Source organism: Parabacteroides sp. AF18-52 (genome assembly GCF_003479145.1).
In the GTDB taxonomy this organism is placed as follows: domain Bacteria; phylum Bacteroidota; class Bacteroidia; order Bacteroidales; family Tannerellaceae; genus Parabacteroides; species Parabacteroides faecis.
This window is the reverse complement of the sequence record NZ_QUGR01000004.1, coordinates 393,407-414,111: the sequence shown is the minus strand read 5'-3', so window position 1 is coordinate 414,111 and position 20,705 is coordinate 393,407. Positions and strand designations below refer to the sequence as shown.

Below are 20,705 nucleotides of genomic sequence, written 5' to 3'. Positions count from 1 at the left end.
CTTTCGGGTTTCACGACGGTAAATCAGCTGCACGTAAAGCGGCATGCGCTTTTCTCCGGTTACGGATATACCTCTTTTAATTTTTACTGAGACTGTATACATAGACTTCTTGCATTTTGTTGTTCAATATAACAAAATGAAAGTAGCTTTGTATTTTAGTTATATCTTACTTCCATCCCGCGTACATCGTCATCGACGACTCCATTGTCATACACCAACTGCCCATTTACAAATGTCTGGGTGATGCTATGATGGAATGTCGTACCCTCAAACGGAGACCATCCGCATTTATACAAAATATTTTCAGGAGCCACAGTCCAGCACTTTTCCGGATCCACCAGAACCAGGTCGGCATAATATCCCGGGCGGATATAACCACGGCGGTCGATATGGAACAGATCGGCAGGCATATGTGCCATCTTTTCCACCACTTTCTCATAAGTAAAACAGCCTTCCGCCACCATTTCCAACATACCAACCAGCGAATGTTGTACTAACGGACCGCCCGAAGCCGCTTTCAGGCAACTGCCTTCCTTTTCGGACAACAAATGCGGAGCATGGTCGGTCGCCACAATATCGATCGTATTATCATTGACTGCATTACGCAAAGCGGTACGGTCTGCCAGCGTTTTAATAGACGGATTCCATTTGATCCGGTTACCATATTTGGCATAATCACCGTCGTGGAACCAAAGGTGATGCACACACACTTCACCCGTTATCTTCTTTTCACTTAAAGGGATTTCATTACTTAATAAAGTCAGTTCCTTTGCTGTCGACAAATGCAGAATATGTAAACGAGAATTCAGGCGAGTAGCCAGTTCCACTGCTTCGGATGAAGAAGCATAGCAGGCCTCTTCACTTCTGATCTTACTATGGAAGGAGATATCGAGGTCTTCCCCGTACATATCCGTATAGTAGGCTATATTACGTTTGATAACTTCTTCTTTCTCCGCATGGATAGCGATCAGCATATCTGCTTCTCCGAAGATGCGTTCGAGACTTTCTTTCTTATCCACGAGCATGTTTCCCGTAGAAGAACCGAGGAAAAGTTTCAAACCCGGTACACGGCTTCGATCCAGTTTACGGATCTCGTCCATATTATCATTCGTTCCTCCGAAAAAGAAAGAATAATTAGCCAGAGATGTTTCCGCACCACGCTGAAGTTTCCATTCCAGATCGGTAATCGAGGTAGTCTGCGGTTTGGTGTTCGGCATATCCATAAAACTGGTTATACCACCTGCTACAGCAGCACGGCTCTCACTGGCTATATCTCCTTTGTGTGTCAAACCCGGTTCACGGAAATGCACCTGGTCGTCGATCGCTCCCGGTAACAAGAGCTTTCCTTCGGCATCGATTACCTGCACACCAGAGGCTGCCACAGGGACAGCCTCTTCATACACCTCTTCTATTTTATCTCGATCGATCAGGACGGCACCCTTAAACATGCGTCCTTCATTAACTATACGAGCGTTTTTTATCAGAATCTTATTCATATACTTTGTGTTTATTTGTTACAAATGTACAAGATTCTATTCAAAAACAAGACAAGCGGTAGCAGTTATTCATAAGAATAAGCCTGAATCTCCACCGGCCCCATCAGACCGGACGATTGCAAAGGCGAATCGGCCTTCCAGAAATTCAGATTTGCCCAGGTAGCGCGTTCCTTTTCTGGTAACGCATCGTCACCGATCAAACGGTTACGCCAGTTGTTCACAACCTCCACTTCTATAACATTCTCTCCTTTGCGCAGATAATCGCTTACAGGTAAGCGGTAAGGAGTCGTCCATACACCACCCACATATTGCCCGTTAATCTTTACTTTTGCCATTACCATGACTTTTCCCAAATCCAGGTAAAGAGCCTTTTGCGGTAACTCATCCAGCGTGATACGGTTCGTGTAGACTGCTGTTCCGGAGAAGTAACGGATCGAAGGATCTGCATTAGTTATCCAGTCTTGCAACTCTGGGAAAAGAACAGTCTTTTCCGGTCCTCTTTTCCCTTTTTCAAAATCTACCTGCCAGGGAGTAGTAACCGTTGCTACAATTTCTTTGCGCGGATAATTGCGGGCTGTCGTTTCCTGCGGAGTTTCTTTCTTACGGAAAATAATGAATGAACTTTCGTTTCCTTCCAGATGAATCGGAACAGTCGTTACTCCATCGGCACATGTGAACTCAGGTAAACGGCGTATCTCAGCAGTCAGCGGATTCCACAGTTCCGGCAACTTTCCTGCTACGCGGAAAGACGGACGTACATCAACCGGCTTCTCACTCTGATTCGAGATGAAATAAATATCGCCTTCATCTGTCGTACGGTGGATAAACAGGATCGGACTATCGGAATCCACGTGCATATCAGGTTTTACCTGCAAAGCATCCAGTACAGGTTGCAAAGAGTTGGCCGACATAAACAAACGGCCTTTTCCTATTGTACGAACAGACTCGGTCTGGTCACCCCAAAGTTCTGCAGCTAATGCCTGTATTTCCTGATCGGCTGCAGGGTAGTTACTCAGACTCGGTGAATATTTCGGTGCCGGCCCCATGATAGAAGCTCCAGCCAACAATAATTCTTTTATCTTTCTCAATACTTCAGGACGCATTGTCTCCAGTTGCGGTAAGACCAGCAGACTATATTTCATTCCGCTCGGTAAAACGATCCGGCCGTCTTTCACGGATGCCCGCTCTAACAATACTTCTCCATTGATATAATCGAATGAGTAACCGGCAGGAAGTGCAGGTGTACAGACACCTGTCATCTTCGGAGCATCTTCTCCGATAAAATAAGCAACATCGGCTACATAATCGCCCTCCTGCAACATGAAATTACATCTCTTCAGATAGTTGATGAACACATCGATCTGGCTGAACCAGGTATTCTTCCGGTTAAATTCATTACCGAACCAAGCTGCCATTCCCGGCTCACGGTCTTCATACGGCTGATGAATGAACACATGTAACAACGTACTGTTTATACCTTCCGTAAAGAAACGGTCTCCACGTTGTTTCATCAGGTAAGGATAACGGCTAAATGCCGGTCCTCCGCTGGTGAACGATTCAGCCCAAATACGTCGTTTGCCATAAATATGTCCGCAAGAAGAAGCTGCTCTGTTTTCGATATCACCCAAAGAACCTTCACTCCAGAATTCACCTGCAATCTCGTCGGACTGGCCGCCATATTGCAGGAATTCGCCCGGATATCCCCAATGACCGTAATTCTCCAGCCAGGTAGTCAATCCATGCTGATGGCAAACATCACGCAAGCCACCTACATAATCGTAAGAAACACGGTCGGATACCAAACGGCGTAAATCCCAGAGGAAACGGTCAGAGATATCAGGATTTCCAACCACTACTCCATTCAATACAGGCAGATACGGAACGGGATCATATCCGTAACGTTCTTTGAAAACGTCGATCATATCGTCCGTCCAGTTTTGTCCTCCGGTTTCATAGCTATCCTGAACAACCACTTTAAATGTCTTACGGTCAGCTTCAGGGATACGTTTCAATATCTCACCGATAAAGGCATCGAAATGGAACGCGACATGTTTTTTACTCATCTTGTCGATCTCAGGACCGGTTGCTTCGGGAGCAGCCGGGGAGTTCGTCACACCTGTCGGTAACATAACCATTCGGCGGATTACCCAGTTGCCTTCCGGAACTTCCCAATCCAATACGCCATTCTTCGAGTTGGCTGTCAGATTTTTAATATCATCCGGCGATACCAGTAATGAGGCATTACTAACAGCCGGTTGTTTTTCCCACAGATAATCATCCCACATAGGCAGCGGGGTCTGGAACATCTTAGCCAACGACTTTTCTGGGTAACGTTCTACCATCGGAGCAGAAGAAAGCGTTACCTGGCCACTGGCTCCACCTTCCTCAGACATTTCCAGACGGAATTGTGAAGCAGTAATTTCAGGGAGAGAGATAACGACCGGAGCATAAGGATCAAAACCGACATTCAATGCCGGATTGCTACGGTCGATCGTAAATTGTCTTACCAGTTCTTCTTTACCATCCTTCTTTACCCACAGTTTAGCAGATGTTTTGAAAGGAGTGTTCACCCGATAAACCAGTGTACGGACCGTTTCATCCTTACCCAGATTTAATTCGGAAGAAAAGGCTTGTCCAGATTTCTTCGTTATAGTCCAACTTTTCTCGATTGCCGGTTTCTCGGATGCCGGATAAGCGATCACACAAACCTCCTGTTCGTCTTTTCCTACGGAAGGTAAAGTCAGTTGCATACGTTTCGGTCCGGAAACGATCGTATCGGAAGAGGTCAGATAGCGCATGGCCTGATTACTTTTTACCCACGGACCGCCGGACTGGCTCCATCCCGGGCTATTGAAAATACCTATTTCAATATTCAGCTCCGTCGCTTTCTTCAATGCGGCATGCGTGATCTCCCACCATTCGGGGCTTAATAATTTATTTTTACCATACTCAAGTTCATTGATACCGATATTTCCGATAAATGCACGGTTGATACCAGCAATTTTCATTGCCTCCAGATCTCGCTCTACTCCTTCTTTAGAGATATTGTCGGAGATCCAATACCAGTAAACACCGATCTGTACACTATCAGGAATCGATCGGAAACCTTGTTCGATACTCGCAAAAGAATTATAACTGCCCGATGCTTCCGTCTTATCATCGCATGACAGGAAACTCAGACAAGAAAGAAAACATACAGGCAATAAGTGTGTTATTTTCGCCATAATACATAAATTTAGCTATTACAATGAAGTTTATGCGAGCAAAAATACACCATCTATACCTCTCGGGAACTTATAAAAATGACAATATATATTTCAATTATGATAAAGACGAGCATGAACCTGTTACTGTCTATCTCAATTTCAATACACCCAGGGAAGAAGGGATATGGAAATCCGGATCAGCAGCATCCGGAATAATCCAGGATGACCAGATGACTTGTTCTTCTTCCGGTCCGTAATAATCGGCACGGTACACACCAAAACACATCTCTCCTTCCGGTGAGATCACTCCCATATCTTCCAGGGTTTTCAAAGGGATGGAGCCTTCTACGATATAGGTATTTTTACCGACATACGTTCCGAGTTTCAATCCTTTAAAATTCCAGTCGAAATTAAATTTGCGGTAGAACTTGGCGTGATAGTCCATGACCTTTCCATGCGGGTCGATCTCTGCACAATAGTAATCTGTCATAGTAGTATCCTTACTGAAGAAGAACTCGATACGGTCGCTGCTACCGACCGAAGCCTCGGTCTTTTCATTATTATATATAATAGTAGAGTCGGATACTTCATAGATGAAATATAAATTCTTCCGATCGTGGCAGACAGAGAATGTCGTCTGATCTTTCACAGCTCCATCCCACGGAGCGATCAACCCGGATACGGCAACAGGGATCTGAGCCCAATCATCTTTCTTGCCGTCCACCGAAATATGTTTTACCAATGGAGCACTGATGACAGGAGTAATAGATATGCTCTGACCGGACACCTGATCGACCAGTTGCATGATCTTCAAAGCATAGTCATTGATCTTCAAGGATAAAGAGGTTTGCATATGTGTCGGATCACTTGCCTCAACACGGATCGCACCGTTCTCAACAGAGAGCATATAAATACCCGGAGTTTGTATTTCCAGTAGCATATCATCCGCTAAACGGATATTTCCTGCCTGATAAGCGGTAATATAAAAACAGTTATCTATCCCGACAGCCTGCATATTCTCATCGTTAGAAAGCACCCGGATATCATCCGTACAGAAAGAGGCTGTCCGGTCAGCCGAAACAGCAGGCAAGATAAGATATTGATAAGAAGCCGGAGATTCCTTCGGATGACGGATATATAGAGAAACGACCTCTCCTTCTACTGTTTGCGGTGTATACGATCCCATAAAATCAGACCAACTTCCGGAACGTTTTTCAGAGATCGATACGCTATTCGACGGTTGCATCAGGATATATCCTGTACTGTCATGGTAAAAACGTAACGCTTTTCCGGTTGCTGTAAAGGTACCGTTCACCGTGTTCCAACGGTTATTTTCCAGATAGAAAAGTTCTCCCCTTTTCTTCCGTTGATCGATCGAAGTCGTTAAGCTCAATGTACTGTCTGTTTTTATTCCCGCACCCAGACACAAAACATAATCGTCCGTCATAATCCAGGCTTTGCGGGCATGAACTCCATCACGGTTTAAAACCATTGCGGTCATGCCTGTATGTCCATCCGTTACGCCACCGACAAAAGAACTTTCATTGCGAGTATGTGCACCATACGAACGGGGACTTGGTACCGGAGCATCGCTTTCGTAAGAAGTGATTCCGGGTATCTTACGCCAGTCCCAAAAAGGAAATACATTCAGATATTCGTCTCCATGCCGGTAAATATAAGTGGCACCGTCACCCATATAGAAACCTTTCAGGTTATCTTCATTCACCAATTCGGTTCCGATCACCCGTTGGGATGCCATCTTTACTGAAGCCATCCATGCCGGTGCACGGTGGACCGTCTGATCCGAATCCCAAAAATGTTTTTGTCCGGTGAATACCGCTCCATCCGAAGATTGAGGCGGAAAATTATCATTAAGGAAAGCATCCAGCTTTTCCACATCAGCAGGCGCACTTCCTTTCTTGAGCGAATTTGCCGCATTGCCGATCGCTAGTGCTTTATGGATAGGCGCATTATGGAATAACTGACGGTCGAGTGCATTCACATCCATATATCCCCGCCAGATGATCCAGCGGTAACCTTCCGTCAGTAGATTATTCAATATTGCTTGTTGTTCGGCATTCAAGGCAAATGAGGTCCCGGCAAACAGTTCCGAGTAAAAACTCATTTCTCCCAGATAGGCCAGTCCGTAATTACCGAACTGCTGCTGCGGTCCGTGCTGATGAAAACTCCAATCGCTTTTAATGCCTTCCTCACGTCCGGTCGTTATCTCGGACATAATTGTATCGCGGGCAGCTTTCACCAAATCGTAATCATCCAACAGCAACCCTTTCATCAACACATTCCCTGCTAACCAAACCTTATTCTGTCCGGTCATACCGAAACGGGCGTTATCCATTACTTTCACCGCTTCTTTCAGTTCATCAGGCCGCATCTGCGTACGAAGCAAAAGAAAAGCAGGCCCGAATGTCTTAGGAATACCGATCTCGTTATACCACCAATTCTTACAAACAGGCTTCGTGCGAAACCAATAATCGAGCGCCTGATGGATCACCGTAGAGAAACGGGGCGACCAGGTACAGGAAGACCCCTCGGCATGATATAGTTTAGCCAGCTCCAATATACGGTCTGCATGTTTTTTGGCATCCCAGCCCGAACGCTTGGTATCGTTATAATCGATATCCGGCCACGAACCGTCTTCATTGATGTTATCCATATACTCCTTGATCTTATCCAGATTAAAGGGATAACGTTGATGTAACTCCACGACTACCTGATCGGACATCTCTGTCTCCGGTGGAATACCTGCCAGTATACGATTCAACAAATCGGAGTCATTATTGGAATCGATCAACGACCGCGTATAATTCTGCCGGATCTGCTCCAGTTCATTCTGTTGTGTCTGCGAGAACACTTTCACAGGCAAAAACAAGAATGCGGCTAACAAGAATGTGTTTGTAAGGAGTCTCATGATTTCACTTCTTCTGCGGATACTTACGGAAAAAGCTCCACCACTTCAGTTTAAGCACGCCGAACAAAGCTTCTCCGAAAATAGACGAATTCATCTTCGATGTTCCCAACACGCGGTTAATAAAGATGATAGGTACTTCCACCAATTTAAAGCCGCACTTATAAGCAGTAAACTTCATCTCTATCTGAAAAGCATATCCTTTGAAATGAATATGATCGAGATCGATCGTTTCAAGCACTTCCCGGCGATAACATTTGAAACCGGCAGTCGTATCCTGAATCTTCATCCCCGTAACAAAACGAACATAGACGGAGGCATAATAAGACATCAGCACACGTCCCAACGGCCAGTTCACCACGTTTACCCCATTGCTGTAACGTGAACCGATAGCTACATCTCCCCCCTGTTCCGTACAGGCTGCATATAATTTCGGAAGATCGTTCGGGTTATGGCTAAAGTCGGCATCCATCTCGAATACAAAATCGTATTTATGCTCGATAGCCCACTTGAAGCCACAAATGTAAGCAGTGCCCAATCCTAACTTACCCTGTCTTTCCACTATGAAAAGACGTTCGGGAAACTCTTTCTGCAAACGTTTAACAATATCTGCTGTTCCGTCAGGTGAGCCGTCATCTATAATCAAAATATGAAATTCTTTCTCCAACCCAAACACCGCACGGATAATATTCTCAACATTCTCTTTTTCGTTGTAGGTAGGAATAATAACAATACTGTCTGACATAATCTCCTTTATAATTAGTTGACAGTTGACAGCTGACAGTTGACAGTCTTTAGACAGCAAGATCCGCCGGACTATCATCAATCGATTATCAACTTAAACGCGAAGGTACATATTTTAGTTGATTTAAACTTATTAGTCTATATTATTTTGAACAAAAAGTCTACCTTTGTGAAACATTACGGTGACACTTGTATCTGTCAACTGTCACTTGTCAACTGTCAACTATTTTAATGGAGGTACAAGAATTACTTAAGATATTTGCCGCCCATCCACAAATAACCGCATTAGATACCCTTTTGAACGGTAATACGTCAAACAATATATTCCTCAAAGGGTTGAACGGTTCGGGCGCTGCAATGATGATCGCTTCTCTTTTTTTAAAAAGAAGGGGGAGCTATGTGTGCGTGCTTAACGATCAGGAAGAAGCCGGTTATTTCTATCATGACCTGATGCAACTGACCGGAAGCAATGATATTTATTTTTTCCCATCCGCTTACCGGCGTGCAATCAAATACGGGCATATCGACCCGGCAAACGAAATACTTCGTACGGAGGTGCTCAGCGTACTTCAGGACCCTGAAGCACCGTTCGTTATTGTCTCCTATCCCGATGCACTGGCTGAAAAAGTGATTTCACGTGAAGACCTGAAACAGAATACACTGAAGATCAGTGTCAGGGAAAAACTGGATAATATGTTCGTTTCCGATGTACTGGACGAATATGGTTTCGAGCAGGTTGATTATGTCTATGAACCGGGGCAGTACGCCATACGCGGTAGTATTCTGGACGTATTCTCTTTTTCTTACGAATTTCCTTACCGTATAGACTTCTTCGGGAGTGAGGTGGAAACGATCCGTACGTTCGATGTAGAGACGCAGTTATCCAAAGAGAAACTGGAGAGTATCTATATCGTGCCGGAAATGAACAAGAGTAACCGGACAAAGACCTTATTACTGGACTCCCTGCCTCCGAAAACGATACTCGCAACGAAAGATCTGGCATGGACCAAAGAGCGTATCGATAGCCTGTGGAATGAAGAACCGGTTATCGGCGATGAAGAATCGTTCAGCGATATCAGCAAGATGCGTGCAAAACTGGTAACCGGAGATGATTTCCTGCGGGCAGCACTGAACTTCCGCCGAATGCATTTCGGAATGCGTCCGACCGGAGTAGCAGATACAACGCTTACGTTCAGTACACAGGCACAGCCTATTTACCATAAAAATTTCGACATGGTGAGCGAGTCTTTCCGGAATTATCTGGAGAACGGCTATACATTATATATATTAAGCGACGTAGAAAAGCAGGCAACACGTATCCGTGCCATCTTTGAAGACCGGGGGGAAAACATCCCTTTCACTTCGGTCAACAAGACAGTACACGAAGGGTTTGCGGACGATACATTGCGCATCTGCCTTTTTACGGATCACCAACTGTTCGACCGTTTCCATAAGTTCAATCTCAAAAGTGAAAAGGCACGGAGTGGAAAAATTACTTTGTCGCTGAAAGAGTTGAACCAATTCACTACCGGCGACTATATCGTGCATATTGACCACGGTGTCGGACAGTTCGGCGGTCTGGTACGTACCGAAGTGAACGGCAAGATACAGGAAGTGATCAAGTTGATCTATCAGAACAACGATATTATCTTCGTCAGCATACACTCACTGCACAAACTATCCAAATATAAAGGGAAAGATAGCGGCGAGCCGCCCAAGCTGAACAAACTGGGAACAGGTGCCTGGGAAAAGATGAAGGAAAAGACCAAGAAAAAAGTCAAGGACATAGCCCGCGACCTGATCCTTCTTTATTCCCAACGCAAACAGGAAAAGGGTTTCTCCTACTCTACGGACAGTTTTATGCAACATGAACTGGAAGCAAGCTTCATCTACGAAGATACGCCCGACCAGATGAAGGCGACCAGCGAAGTAAAAGAGGATATGGAAAGTTCGCGTCCGATGGACCGTCTGATCTGCGGCGACGTAGGTTTTGGAAAAACCGAGGTGGCGATACGCGCAGCTTTCAAAGCCGTATCCGACAATAAACAGGTGGCAGTATTGGTTCCGACGACAGTACTTGCCTTCCAGCATTTCCAGACTTTCTCGGAACGTTTGAAAGATTTCCCCTGCCGGATCGATTATATCAGCCGGGCAAGAACTGCGGCACAGATCAAGGCTACTCTGAAAGACGTGGCCGACGGACAGGTGAACATTCTGATCGGTACGCACCGTATCGTCAGTAAAGATGTCAAGTTCAAGGACCTGGGATTGCTTATTATCGATGAAGAGCAAAAATTCGGTGTATCCGTTAAAGAGAAGCTCCGTCAGATGAAGGTGAATGTAGATACGCTGACAATGACGGCAACACCTATTCCGCGGACATTACAGTTCTCATTGATGGGCGCCCGCGACCTGAGCAGCATCACTACTCCCCCGCCTAACCGCTATCCGGTGCAGACAGAAGTGGAACGTTTCAACCCGGATATCATCCGCGAGGCCATCAATTTCGAGATGAGCCGTAACGGACAGGTATTCTTTATCAATAACCGCATTCAGAACATTTATGAAATAGAAACGCTGGTCCGCCGGGAAGTACCCGACGCCCGCGTGGCAGTCGGACACGGACAGATGGAACCGGAGAAACTGGAAAAGATCATTCTCGACTTCGTCAATTACGAGTATGACGTGTTAATCGCTACCAGCATCGTGGAAAGCGGTATCGACGTACCGAATGCCAACACCATCATCATCAACAACGCACAACAGTTCGGATTATCCGACTTGCATCAATTGCGCGGACGTGTAGGACGAAGCAACCGCAAGGCATTCTGTTACCTGCTCTCTCCCCCCCTGTCCTCATTGACACAGGAAGCACGCCGCCGTTTGCAGGCAATCGAGAATTTTTCCGAACTGGGAAGCGGTATCCATATAGCCATGCAGGACCTCGACATTCGTGGGGCGGGTAACATGCTGGGGGCCGAACAAAGCGGTTTCATCGCCGACCTCGGATACGAAACTTATCAGAAAATTCTGGAAGAAGCAGTCGATGAACTCAAAAGCGAAGAGTTTGCCGACCTGTATGCCGACTCGGATGAAGGTAAACGTGACTCGGGTAGCGAATATGTCCGCGAAACTTATATTGAAAGCGATCTGGAACTAATGTTCCCACCTACTTATATTCCAAACGACTCGGAACGTATTTCCTTGTATCGTGAACTGGATAATATGGAAGAGGAACGGGAGATACTTGCTTTCACGGAACGTCTGAAAGACCGTTTCGGAAAGATCCCGAAAGAAGGTAAAGAGTTGATCCGCATCGTTCGTCTTCGCCGGATGGCGAAGAGGCTGGGCATGGAAAAACTGGTTCTGAAGAAGGGGCAGATGAGCATCTTCCTAATCAATAATCCGGATAGCCCGTATTATCAGAGCGAGGCTTTCGACAAGTTGCTCGCCTTTATACAGAAACATCCACGTGAATGTAACCTCCGCGATCAGAATGGTAAGCGCAGTATCGTGATAAAGAATGTCCGTACAGTAGAAACCGCCTGCGCATTAGTAGAAGAAATAGAAAAATCATAAAATGAAGATGTCATGAGAAGAACATTGGTAGACCTTTTTGAAAACTCGGTGAAATTATATCCCGACAACCCGTTTTTATGGGAGAAGACAACAGACAAATTCGAGCCTACCACCTATACACAGGTTAAGGAACAGGTTTACACACTGGGAGCCGGACTGGTTGCCCTTGGAGTAAAAAAAGGCGAGAACATGGCCCTCCTCAGTGAAGGTCGCAACGCCTGGATCATCGGTGAGTTAGCCATGTTCTATGCCGGAGCTACCAATGTTCCCCTCTCCATCAAACTGGAAGAGGCCAACGACCTACTGTTCCGTCTGACGCATGCCGATGTGAAATATATCATGGTTTCCGGCAACCAACTGAAAAAAATCCGTTCCATCGTCGACAAACTACCGTTACTTCAGCAGATCATTATCTTCGACGAACAACAAGAATATCAGGAAAAGGAAATCTCCCTGTCTAAAATAATAGAGATGGGAAAAGAATATCTCGGTACACATTCGTTAGACGAGTTCCTGGCTATCGGACAATCGCTGACCAATGACGATTACGCCACAATCACCTATACTTCGGGAACGACTGCCGACCCGAAGGGCGTCATTCTCACCCATCGCAATTACACGGCAAATGTGGAACAATCTCTTACCTGTGTGGATATTGACGATACCTGGCGCACGCTGGTCATCCTTCCGCTCGATCATTGTTTCGCCCACGTAGTAGGCTTCTATATATTTATGTATAAAGGGGCTTCGGTTGCTACCGTACAGGTTGGAAAAACAGGTATGGAAACATTGAAAAATATACCTGTAAATATCAAAGAGTTCAAGCCATACTTAATATTGAGTGTTCCGGCCCTTGCCAAGAACTTCAAGAAAAATATCGAACAGGGTATCCGTGCCCAGGGTAATATGGTCAACCGCCTGTTCCATATGGGACTGGACGTTGCCTATACCTATAACGGTGACGGAGGCGATGACAAAGGACGTGGCTGGAAGTTCTTGCTAAAACCGGTAGTCAATCTGTTCGACAGCATCATCTTTTCCAAGGTTCGCGAAAATTTCGGAGGTGAACTGAAATTCTTTATCGGCGGCGGTGCCCTGTTGGATAAGGACCTGCAAAAATTTTATTATGCCATCGGACTACCGATGTATCAGGGATACGGATTAAGTGAAGCGACTCCTGTTATTTCAACTAACGGTCCGCGTCATCACCGATTCGGTAGTAGCGGTATATTGGTTCAGCCACTGGACTTGAAGATATGCGACCTGGATGGAAAAGAACTTCCTACCAGTGAAAAGGGAGAGATCGTTATCCGGGGTGAAAATGTGATGGCAGGTTATTGGAAGAATCCGGTGTCTACCTCCGAGACCATTAGGGATGGTTGGCTCTATACCGGGGATATGGGCTATATGGGAAAAGATGGTTTATTATATGTATTAGGCCGTTTCAAAAGTTTGCTGATCGGTAGCGACGGAGAGAAATACAGTCCGGAAGGCATCGAAGAGGCTTTGGTCGAACACTCATCCTGTATCGACCAGCTCCTGCTTTACAACAACCAGAATCCTTATACGGTGGCACTCCTGGTTCCGAATAAAGATCATCTGAAAAGACATCTGGCACATCTGCAACTCGACCTGAGTACTGAAAAAGGAAAAGAAGAAGCAATCCGTATCATACAGAAACAGATCGACCGGTTCCGTAAAGGCGGTGAGCTGGCATCTATGTTCCCCGACCGGTGGTTGCCGACGACATTTGCCGTCCTGCCCGAACCGTTCACCGAACAGAACGGCATGGTGAACAGTACGATGAAAATCGTACGCGGCAAAGTAGAAAAGGCGTATACTGCCCGAATCGACCATCTGTACACACCGGAAGGTAAGAATCCGGTAAATGCCGAAAACTTAAAGTCATTATAAACGATATTGCTAAATCCAAATAAATCACTAAACACAATAATTATGCGTTACAAAACTGTATTATCCGCTGTCGCCCTTGCCGCTTTGGCTACGACCACTCCGGCCCTGGCAGATGGCGTCGCTAAACAAAACATCGATAAAGGTTGGACCTTTAAACAGGTCCGCGGTAATAACTGGTATCCGGCAACCGTACCGGGTGTCGTTCAAACCGACCTAATGGATAACAAGATCATCGAAGACCCGTTTTTTCGTCTGAATGAGCGGAGTATTCAATGGATAGACAAAGAAGACTGGGAATATAAAACGACATTGAATGTATCCCCGGATATCTTCAATAAAGACAACATTGAACTGGATTTCAAAGGACTGGACACGTATGCGGACGTCTATCTGAACGACTCGTGTATCCTCAAAGCCGACAATATGTTCCGTGAATGGACGGTAAACGTAAAGAACCTGTTGAAAAAGGATGACAACGAACTTCGTGTCTATTTCCATTCACCCATCAAAGTAGACCTGCCCAAGTTCGAAGCCTTAAAGTTCCCCGTCGAGGCTGGCAACGACCAATCGGAAAACGGTGGCATCTTCGATAAAAAGGTAAGCATCTTTGCCCGTAAAGCCGGTTATCATTATGGTTGGGACTGGGGACCCCGCATCGTCACCAGCGGTATCTGGCGCCCCGTCTATCTGGTCGGATGGAATAATGCACGCATTGATAATATCTTTTATGACCAGACAAACGTAACCGCCAAACGTGCCGATATCAAAACCCGTGTACAGGTCGTAGCGGATAAAGACGGTGAAATTACGCTGAACATCAAAGCTGACGGTATCAAAAATACCTGGACGAAAAAGGCACAGGTGAAAAAAGGTATCAACGTTATAGAAACCGATCTGACCGTTAATAACCCGAAACTCTGGTGGTCGAACGGTTTGGGTGAAGCTCACTTGTATCCGTTCACTGCAACTATCAGCATGGATAATAAGGTTGCCGACAGCAATACTACAAATATCGGTATCCGCAGTATCCGTGTCATTAATAAGCCGGACAAAGACGGCCATACGTTCTACTTCGAACTGAACGGTGTACCGGTATTCATGAAAGGTGCCAACTATATTCCCCAGGATAACTTCCTGCCACGTGTTACCGCCGAACAGTATGAAACGACAGTTATGGATGCGGTCAATGCCAACATGAACATGCTTCGTGTATGGGGAGGCGGTATCTATGAAGAAGACCTCTTCTACGATCTTTGTGATAAACACGGTATTCTGGTTTGGCAAGATTTCATGTTCGCTTGCAGCGTTTATCCGCTGACACCGGATTTGGAGGAGAATATCCGCCAGGAAGCGATCGATAATGTGATTCGTCTGCGCAACCATCCAAGTCTGGCAATCTGGTGCGGAAATAATGAAATCCACACAGCTTGGTTCAACTGGGGGTGGATGAAAAAGTTCGATCAATACGGTGTAACAGAACAGCTACATAACGACACCAAAAAGTTATTCAATGGTATTCTGGCTGATGTGGTAAAAGAATATGACCCTACCATTTTCTATTGGCCGTCTTCTCCTTACGGCGGTGATCCGGATGCCAAATGCGAAAGTGGTAAACCGAACTGGAACCCGAATGGTGATGCCCATTACTGGGGGGTATGGCAAGGTGTCGATTCTGTTGCGCACTTCAACAAAGTGAAAGCTCGTTTCTTCTCAGAGTACGGCTTCCAGTCTTTCCCTGAATATCAATCTGTACTGAAATATGCACCAGAAGAACGTGACCACGATATTTATTCGGATGTGATGATGGCGCACCAGCGTGGCGGACAGATTGCTAATTCACGTATCGAAAACATCACTTTGGAAGAATATCGTAAACCGAAAGATTTCCCCAGTACACTTTATATGAGTATCCTGCTCCAGGGAGATGCGATGAAGACTGCTATGGAAGCTCACCGACGCATGATGCCTTATAATATGGGGTCTCTGTTCTGGCAGCATAATGACTGTTGGCCTGTCGCTTCCTGGTCCAGCCGTGATTATTACGGACGTTGGAAAGCGCAGCATTATTTCACGAAAAAAGCTTTCCGCGACATTTTGGTATCTCCAATCGCAGAAGATGGTATATTAAATGTATGGGTAATATCCGACCGCTTGAAAGCGGTTAAAGGGAAACTGGATATTCGCGTAATGGATCTGAAAGGTTCTGTGTTATTTACAAAGAACAGCAATATCACATTACCTGCCAATACGAGCAAGATTCAGTTCTCCGCCCCGATAGAAAGCTTGGTGGCTGGTAAGAACCTGAACGAAGTCGTAGTAAACGCCCGTTTCACCGAAAATGGTAAAGAAAGCGAAGTAATCTCCAACAACTACTTCTTTACCCGCTATAAAGATATTGATTTCCCGAAAGCAGATATACAGATGACTTCCGTTCCTGCTGGTGACGGTTTCGATGTAACGGTTCAAAGCGATGTTTTTGCCCGTGCCGTATTCTTAAGTATCGACGGCATCGACAACTTCTTCTCCGACAACTATTTCGATTTATTACCCAATGAACCGGTAACAATCCATGTCACTACCGAACTAGATAAGGATTCATTCGACAAACAGTTGAAATACCAAAGTATTGTGGATGCTTATAACTAAATAAAGGAAGGGCCCTGATTGGAAGATCAGGGTCCTCACCCTTCATTATCATCCACCTTGATTAAATATTATTAATAAGGCTTACACGGCTTCAACCGGGAAAAATAGTACCTTTGCCAACTGCATTATCCGAGAAGGAATAACGTTAGTTTCATGGTAAAAAGAATTCGATTAATATTACTGTTGGTACTGTTGCAAACAGTGACCGGTGTTTCTATTTTATGTGCACAAAGCATAACCTCTGCTTCCGGTATTGTAAAGGATTCAATCACCGGAGAACCTCTGGGATTTGTTTCCGTCTATTTCGAGGGTTCCACTATAGGGGCAATGACCGACGACAACGGAGCTTTTGCTTTACAGAACGATAAAGGATACAACAAGTTAGCTATTGCATCATTAGGATACGATACTAAAACATTAGACCTCAAAACGGGACAAAAGAACGATGGATTGATGATTGCGCTCCGTCCTACTGCTTTTGAAATATCCGAGGTCGTAGTAAAACCAAAGAAAGAAAAATATACCCGTAAAGACAATCCGGCAGTCGAACTGATCAAAAAAGTGATTGAACATAAGAACGACAACCGTATCGAGTCGAAAGACGAATACCAAACGGAAGTTTACGAAAAGCTCTCCCTCTCCCTGGACGATTTCAACCCGGACTTCGAGAAAAACAAGTTCATGAAGAAATTCAAATTCATCAAGAACTATCTGGATACATCCGAATTTAACGGTAAACCCATCCTGACCCTCTCCGTTCGTGAAACGATCGCGGACAAGTATTACCGGAAACAACCGAAGACCGAAAAGACGATCGTCAAAGGTAAACGCATGCAAGGTGTCGACCAGACTCTGGATGACGGCGGCGGCATCACCTCTAACCTGGAAGAGATATTTCAAGGCATCGACATTTTCGATAACAATATCAATATCCTGCTGAACCGCTTTGTCAGTCCCCTGTCCTCTACCCTAGCTACCAGCTACTACAAATACTACATCATGGATACGCTGGATATCGGAGGCGATAAATGTGTCGACCTGGCTTTCGTCCCGGTCAACAGCCAAAGTTATGGTTTCACCGGTAGATTATACATTACACTGGACGGCAACTACGCATTGAAGAAATTCCTGCTTAACACGCCGGTCAACATCAATCTGAACTGGGTCGAAAAGCTCCGTATCGAACAGGAATTTGAACGAATGCCGGATAGTACCTGGGTAGTAAAGAATGAAAACACTTATGTCAACTTCTATCTGGTAAAAGGAGCACAACAACTCTATGCGCACCAACTCCGTAATTACGATAAATACAATTTCAATATAGAACAGGCAAAGGCCGATTCGGTATTCAATTTATTAGGTTCGCTTCATACATTACCTATAGCAATCGAACAGACGGATACCTTCTGGATCAACAATCGTCATGTCCCGTTGAAAGAAAAAGAAAATGCCCTGGACGATTTGCTGGCACAACTCCGTAAAGTCCCGGCATTCAATGTGATCATTAAAACGGCGGAGATCCTTATATCCGGTTATATCCCGACAGCCGGAGATAAGAAATCAACCAAATTCGATTTCGGTCCGATGAATACCACCATCAGCGGTAACCGCCTGGAAGGTGTCCGGTTGCGTGTCGGCGGTATGACAACAGCAAATTTGAATCCTTACTGGTTTGCCAGTGGTTATCTTGCCTACGGAACGAACGACCGAAAATTAAAATACAATGTAAAACTGACCCATAGTTTTAATAAGAAACTCTATCACGAAGGGGAAAGTCCGGTCAATAATTTATCCTTTATCCAGGAATATGACGTTTATACTCCCGGACAGGATTTCCTATTCACCAGCAAGGATAATATCTTTGTCGCCTGGAAAGTCGGTGAACCTGTAACAAAAATGCAGTACATCCGCAAATCCATGCTTCAATACGAAAAAGAATGGCTGAACGGTCTCACCTGGAGATCATGGGTGTACAACCAGAATAACCAGGCTGCCGGTACACTTAAATATATCCAGAAAGAAGCAGACGGTACACTGATCCATAAAAAAGACATTACCACATCAGAAATCGGTACACAGCTTCGTTTTGCCCCCGGAGAACGTTCCTACGACGGACGTTCGGGAAAAGAATCCGTATTCAACCTGTCGAAAGACGCTCCTATCTTTAAGCTGTCGCATCAGTTGGGATTTAAAGGTGTCTTAGGTGGAGAATACAATTATAACCATACGGAGCTCAGTGCCGAAAAGCGTATCTGGTTATCCTCATTCGGCCATATCGATACACAGTTGAAAGCTGGTAAAGTATGGAACAAGGTACCTTTCCCTTTGCTGATCCTGCCGAATACCAACCAGTCTATCACGATCCAGCCGGAAGCATTCCACATGATGAACGCTTTGGAATTCGTAACCGACCAGTATGTATCATTCAACGCAACCTATTATATGAAAGGATGGATACTAAATCGTATTCCGGGTATCAAATGGTTACGTCTGCGTGAAGTGATATCTTTCAACGGTATCTACGGCGGACTAACAGATAAGAACAACCCGACAATGACTCCCGGCTTGTTTGTCCTGCCTGACGGTACACGTCCATTAGGCAAAACACCGTATATGGAAGCCAGTATCGGTCTGGAAAATATCTTCAAGATCCTCCGTATAGACTATTACCGCCGGTTGACTTACCTGGACGAGCCCAATATTAAGAAAGGCGGGGTACGTATCGCGTTACGCTTCTCCTTCTAGGCTGTTGGAAATGGATTCAAAACAATTGACAAAGACAATTGATAATTGACAATTATGAAAGATACGAATATAAATACTCCCCTCAATCATGCACCGAATGCATGGGCACTGATACCCCTGCTGGTATTCCTGTTCACCTATCTGGTTGTTTCCATACTGGCTGGAGATTTCTACAAGATGCCGATAACAGTAGCCTTCGTTATCTCATCGGTTGTAGCCATAGCCATATCCAAAGGGGGAAAACTATCCAACCGTATCGAACAATTCTGTCGCGGAGCGGCCAACAGCAATATAATGCTTATGGTCCTTATTTTTATATTGGCCGGAGCCTTTGCCCAGACAGCCAAAGCAATGGGAGCAGTAGACGCGACAGTAAACCTGGCGATGTCGATCCTGCCCGGCAACCTGCTGGCGGCCGGTATTTTCCTTGCCGCTTGTTTTATTTCGATCTCTGTCGGAACCTCTGTAGGCACCATCGTTGCCCTGGCACCGGTAGCCGTCGGGATTGCCGCCAAAACTGGGATGCCCGATGCTTTGATGCTAGGAGTTGTCGTGAGCGGTGCCATGTTCGGCGATAACCTGTCTTTCATATCCGATACGACAATTGTTGCAACCCGTACACAAGGGTGCAATATGAACGATAAGTTTAAAGTAAATATACGTATCGCCCTTCCTATCGCGATCATAACAGGTATTATATATGTCATAGTAGGAAGTGGCGTAGACAGCAGTTATACAGCAGGAGCTATTGAATGGGTAAAAGTGGTCCCCTATCTGGTCGTTCTTGTAGCGGCCATTTGCGGCGTAAATGTAATGCTGGTATTATTCATCGGTATCCTGCTCTCAGGCATCGTCGGACTGCTGACCGGAGGTTTCGATATTTGGGGATGGACAGCTTCAATGGGCCTCGGTATCACCAATATGGGAGAACTAATTATTGTAACGCTCCTGGCAGGAGGAATGCTGGAAATGATCCGTTACAACGGTGGAATCGACTGGATCATCCTCAAGCTGACTTCTCGTATCCGTTCTTCGAAAGGTGCAGAGTTGAGCATTGCCGCATTGGTAAGTTTCGCCAATCTTTGTACGGCGAACAATACGATTGCCCTGATCATGGCAGGCCCAATCGCTAAAGACATAGCAGACCGTTTCAAAGTCGACCCGCGTCGCAGCGCAAGTATCCTGGATATTTTTTCTTGTTTCATACAGGGAATCATTCCCTACGGGGCACAATTACTGATGGCATCCGGTTTAGGGAACGTATCCCCTATTGAAGTGATGCAATACTTGTATTATCCTTATTTATTAGGATTTGGTGCACTATTGGCTATTCTCTTCGGATATCCACGAAAATTCAGTAAAACAGTTCCGGCTAAATAATTAAAAATAAACATTACAGAGACCTGTATATACAAAAAAAGGCTATCCATCACGGACAGCCAATCTTCA

General features: G+C 45.3%; 9 protein-coding genes. 5 read left to right on the top strand and 4 right to left on the bottom strand.

Features of this window, described 5'->3' with window-relative positions; genetic code table 11:
* Positions 1-155: 155 nt before the first annotated feature.
* The 4 genes from DWX23_RS10215 to DWX23_RS10200 all read right to left on the bottom strand — a co-directional run bounded on the left by DWX23_RS10215 (position 156) and on the right by DWX23_RS10200 (position 8,373).
* The gene (locus tag DWX23_RS10215; RefSeq protein WP_122374403.1) at positions 156-1,496 is read right to left on the bottom strand and encodes a dihydroorotase; all 1,341 of its coding nucleotides are present in this window, start codon (positions 1,494-1,496) and stop codon (positions 156-158) included.
* Positions 1,497-1,561: 65 nt separating this feature from the next.
* A complete protein-coding gene (locus tag DWX23_RS10210; protein ID WP_122374402.1) occupies positions 1,562-4,720 on the bottom strand; it encodes a glycosyl hydrolase in 3,159 nt (1,052 codons plus the stop codon).
* A gap of 130 nt (positions 4,721-4,850) precedes the next feature.
* Entirely contained in the window at positions 4,851-7,631 is a 2,781-nt protein-coding gene (locus DWX23_RS10205; RefSeq protein WP_122374401.1) for a polysaccharide lyase family 8 super-sandwich domain-containing protein, read from the bottom strand.
* 4 nt (positions 7,632-7,635) lie between these two features.
* A complete protein-coding gene (locus DWX23_RS10200) occupies positions 7,636-8,373 on the bottom strand; it encodes a polyprenol monophosphomannose synthase (protein WP_122352569.1) in 738 nt (245 codons plus the stop codon).
* 230 nt (positions 8,374-8,603) lie between these two features.
* Between DWX23_RS10200 and mfd the strand changes: the two genes are divergently transcribed.
* The 5 genes from mfd (at position 8,604) to DWX23_RS10175 (ending at position 20,636) form a co-directional block, all read left to right on the top strand.
* The gene (mfd, locus tag DWX23_RS10195; RefSeq protein ID WP_122374400.1) at positions 8,604-11,951 is read left to right on the top strand and encodes a transcription-repair coupling factor; all 3,348 of its coding nucleotides are present in this window, start codon (positions 8,604-8,606) and stop codon (positions 11,949-11,951) included.
* Between the two features lie 12 nt (positions 11,952-11,963).
* Positions 11,964-13,865: a long-chain fatty acid--CoA ligase gene (locus DWX23_RS10190; RefSeq protein WP_122374399.1), complete on the top strand. Its 1,902-nt coding sequence runs from the start codon at positions 11,964-11,966 to the stop codon at positions 13,863-13,865.
* A 42-nt stretch (positions 13,866-13,907) separates the two neighbouring features.
* The gene (locus DWX23_RS10185) at positions 13,908-16,511 is read left to right on the top strand and encodes a glycoside hydrolase family 2 protein (RefSeq protein WP_122374398.1); all 2,604 of its coding nucleotides are present in this window, start codon (positions 13,908-13,910) and stop codon (positions 16,509-16,511) included.
* A 153-nt stretch (positions 16,512-16,664) separates the two neighbouring features.
* Complete coding sequence (locus tag DWX23_RS10180; RefSeq protein WP_122374397.1) at positions 16,665-19,256, top strand: DUF5686 and carboxypeptidase-like regulatory domain-containing protein; 2,592 nt, start codon at positions 16,665-16,667, stop codon at positions 19,254-19,256.
* A 54-nt stretch (positions 19,257-19,310) separates the two neighbouring features.
* A complete protein-coding gene (locus DWX23_RS10175; protein ID WP_122374396.1) occupies positions 19,311-20,636 on the top strand; it encodes a Na+/H+ antiporter NhaC family protein in 1,326 nt (441 codons plus the stop codon).
* Positions 20,637-20,705 lie beyond the last annotated feature (69 nt).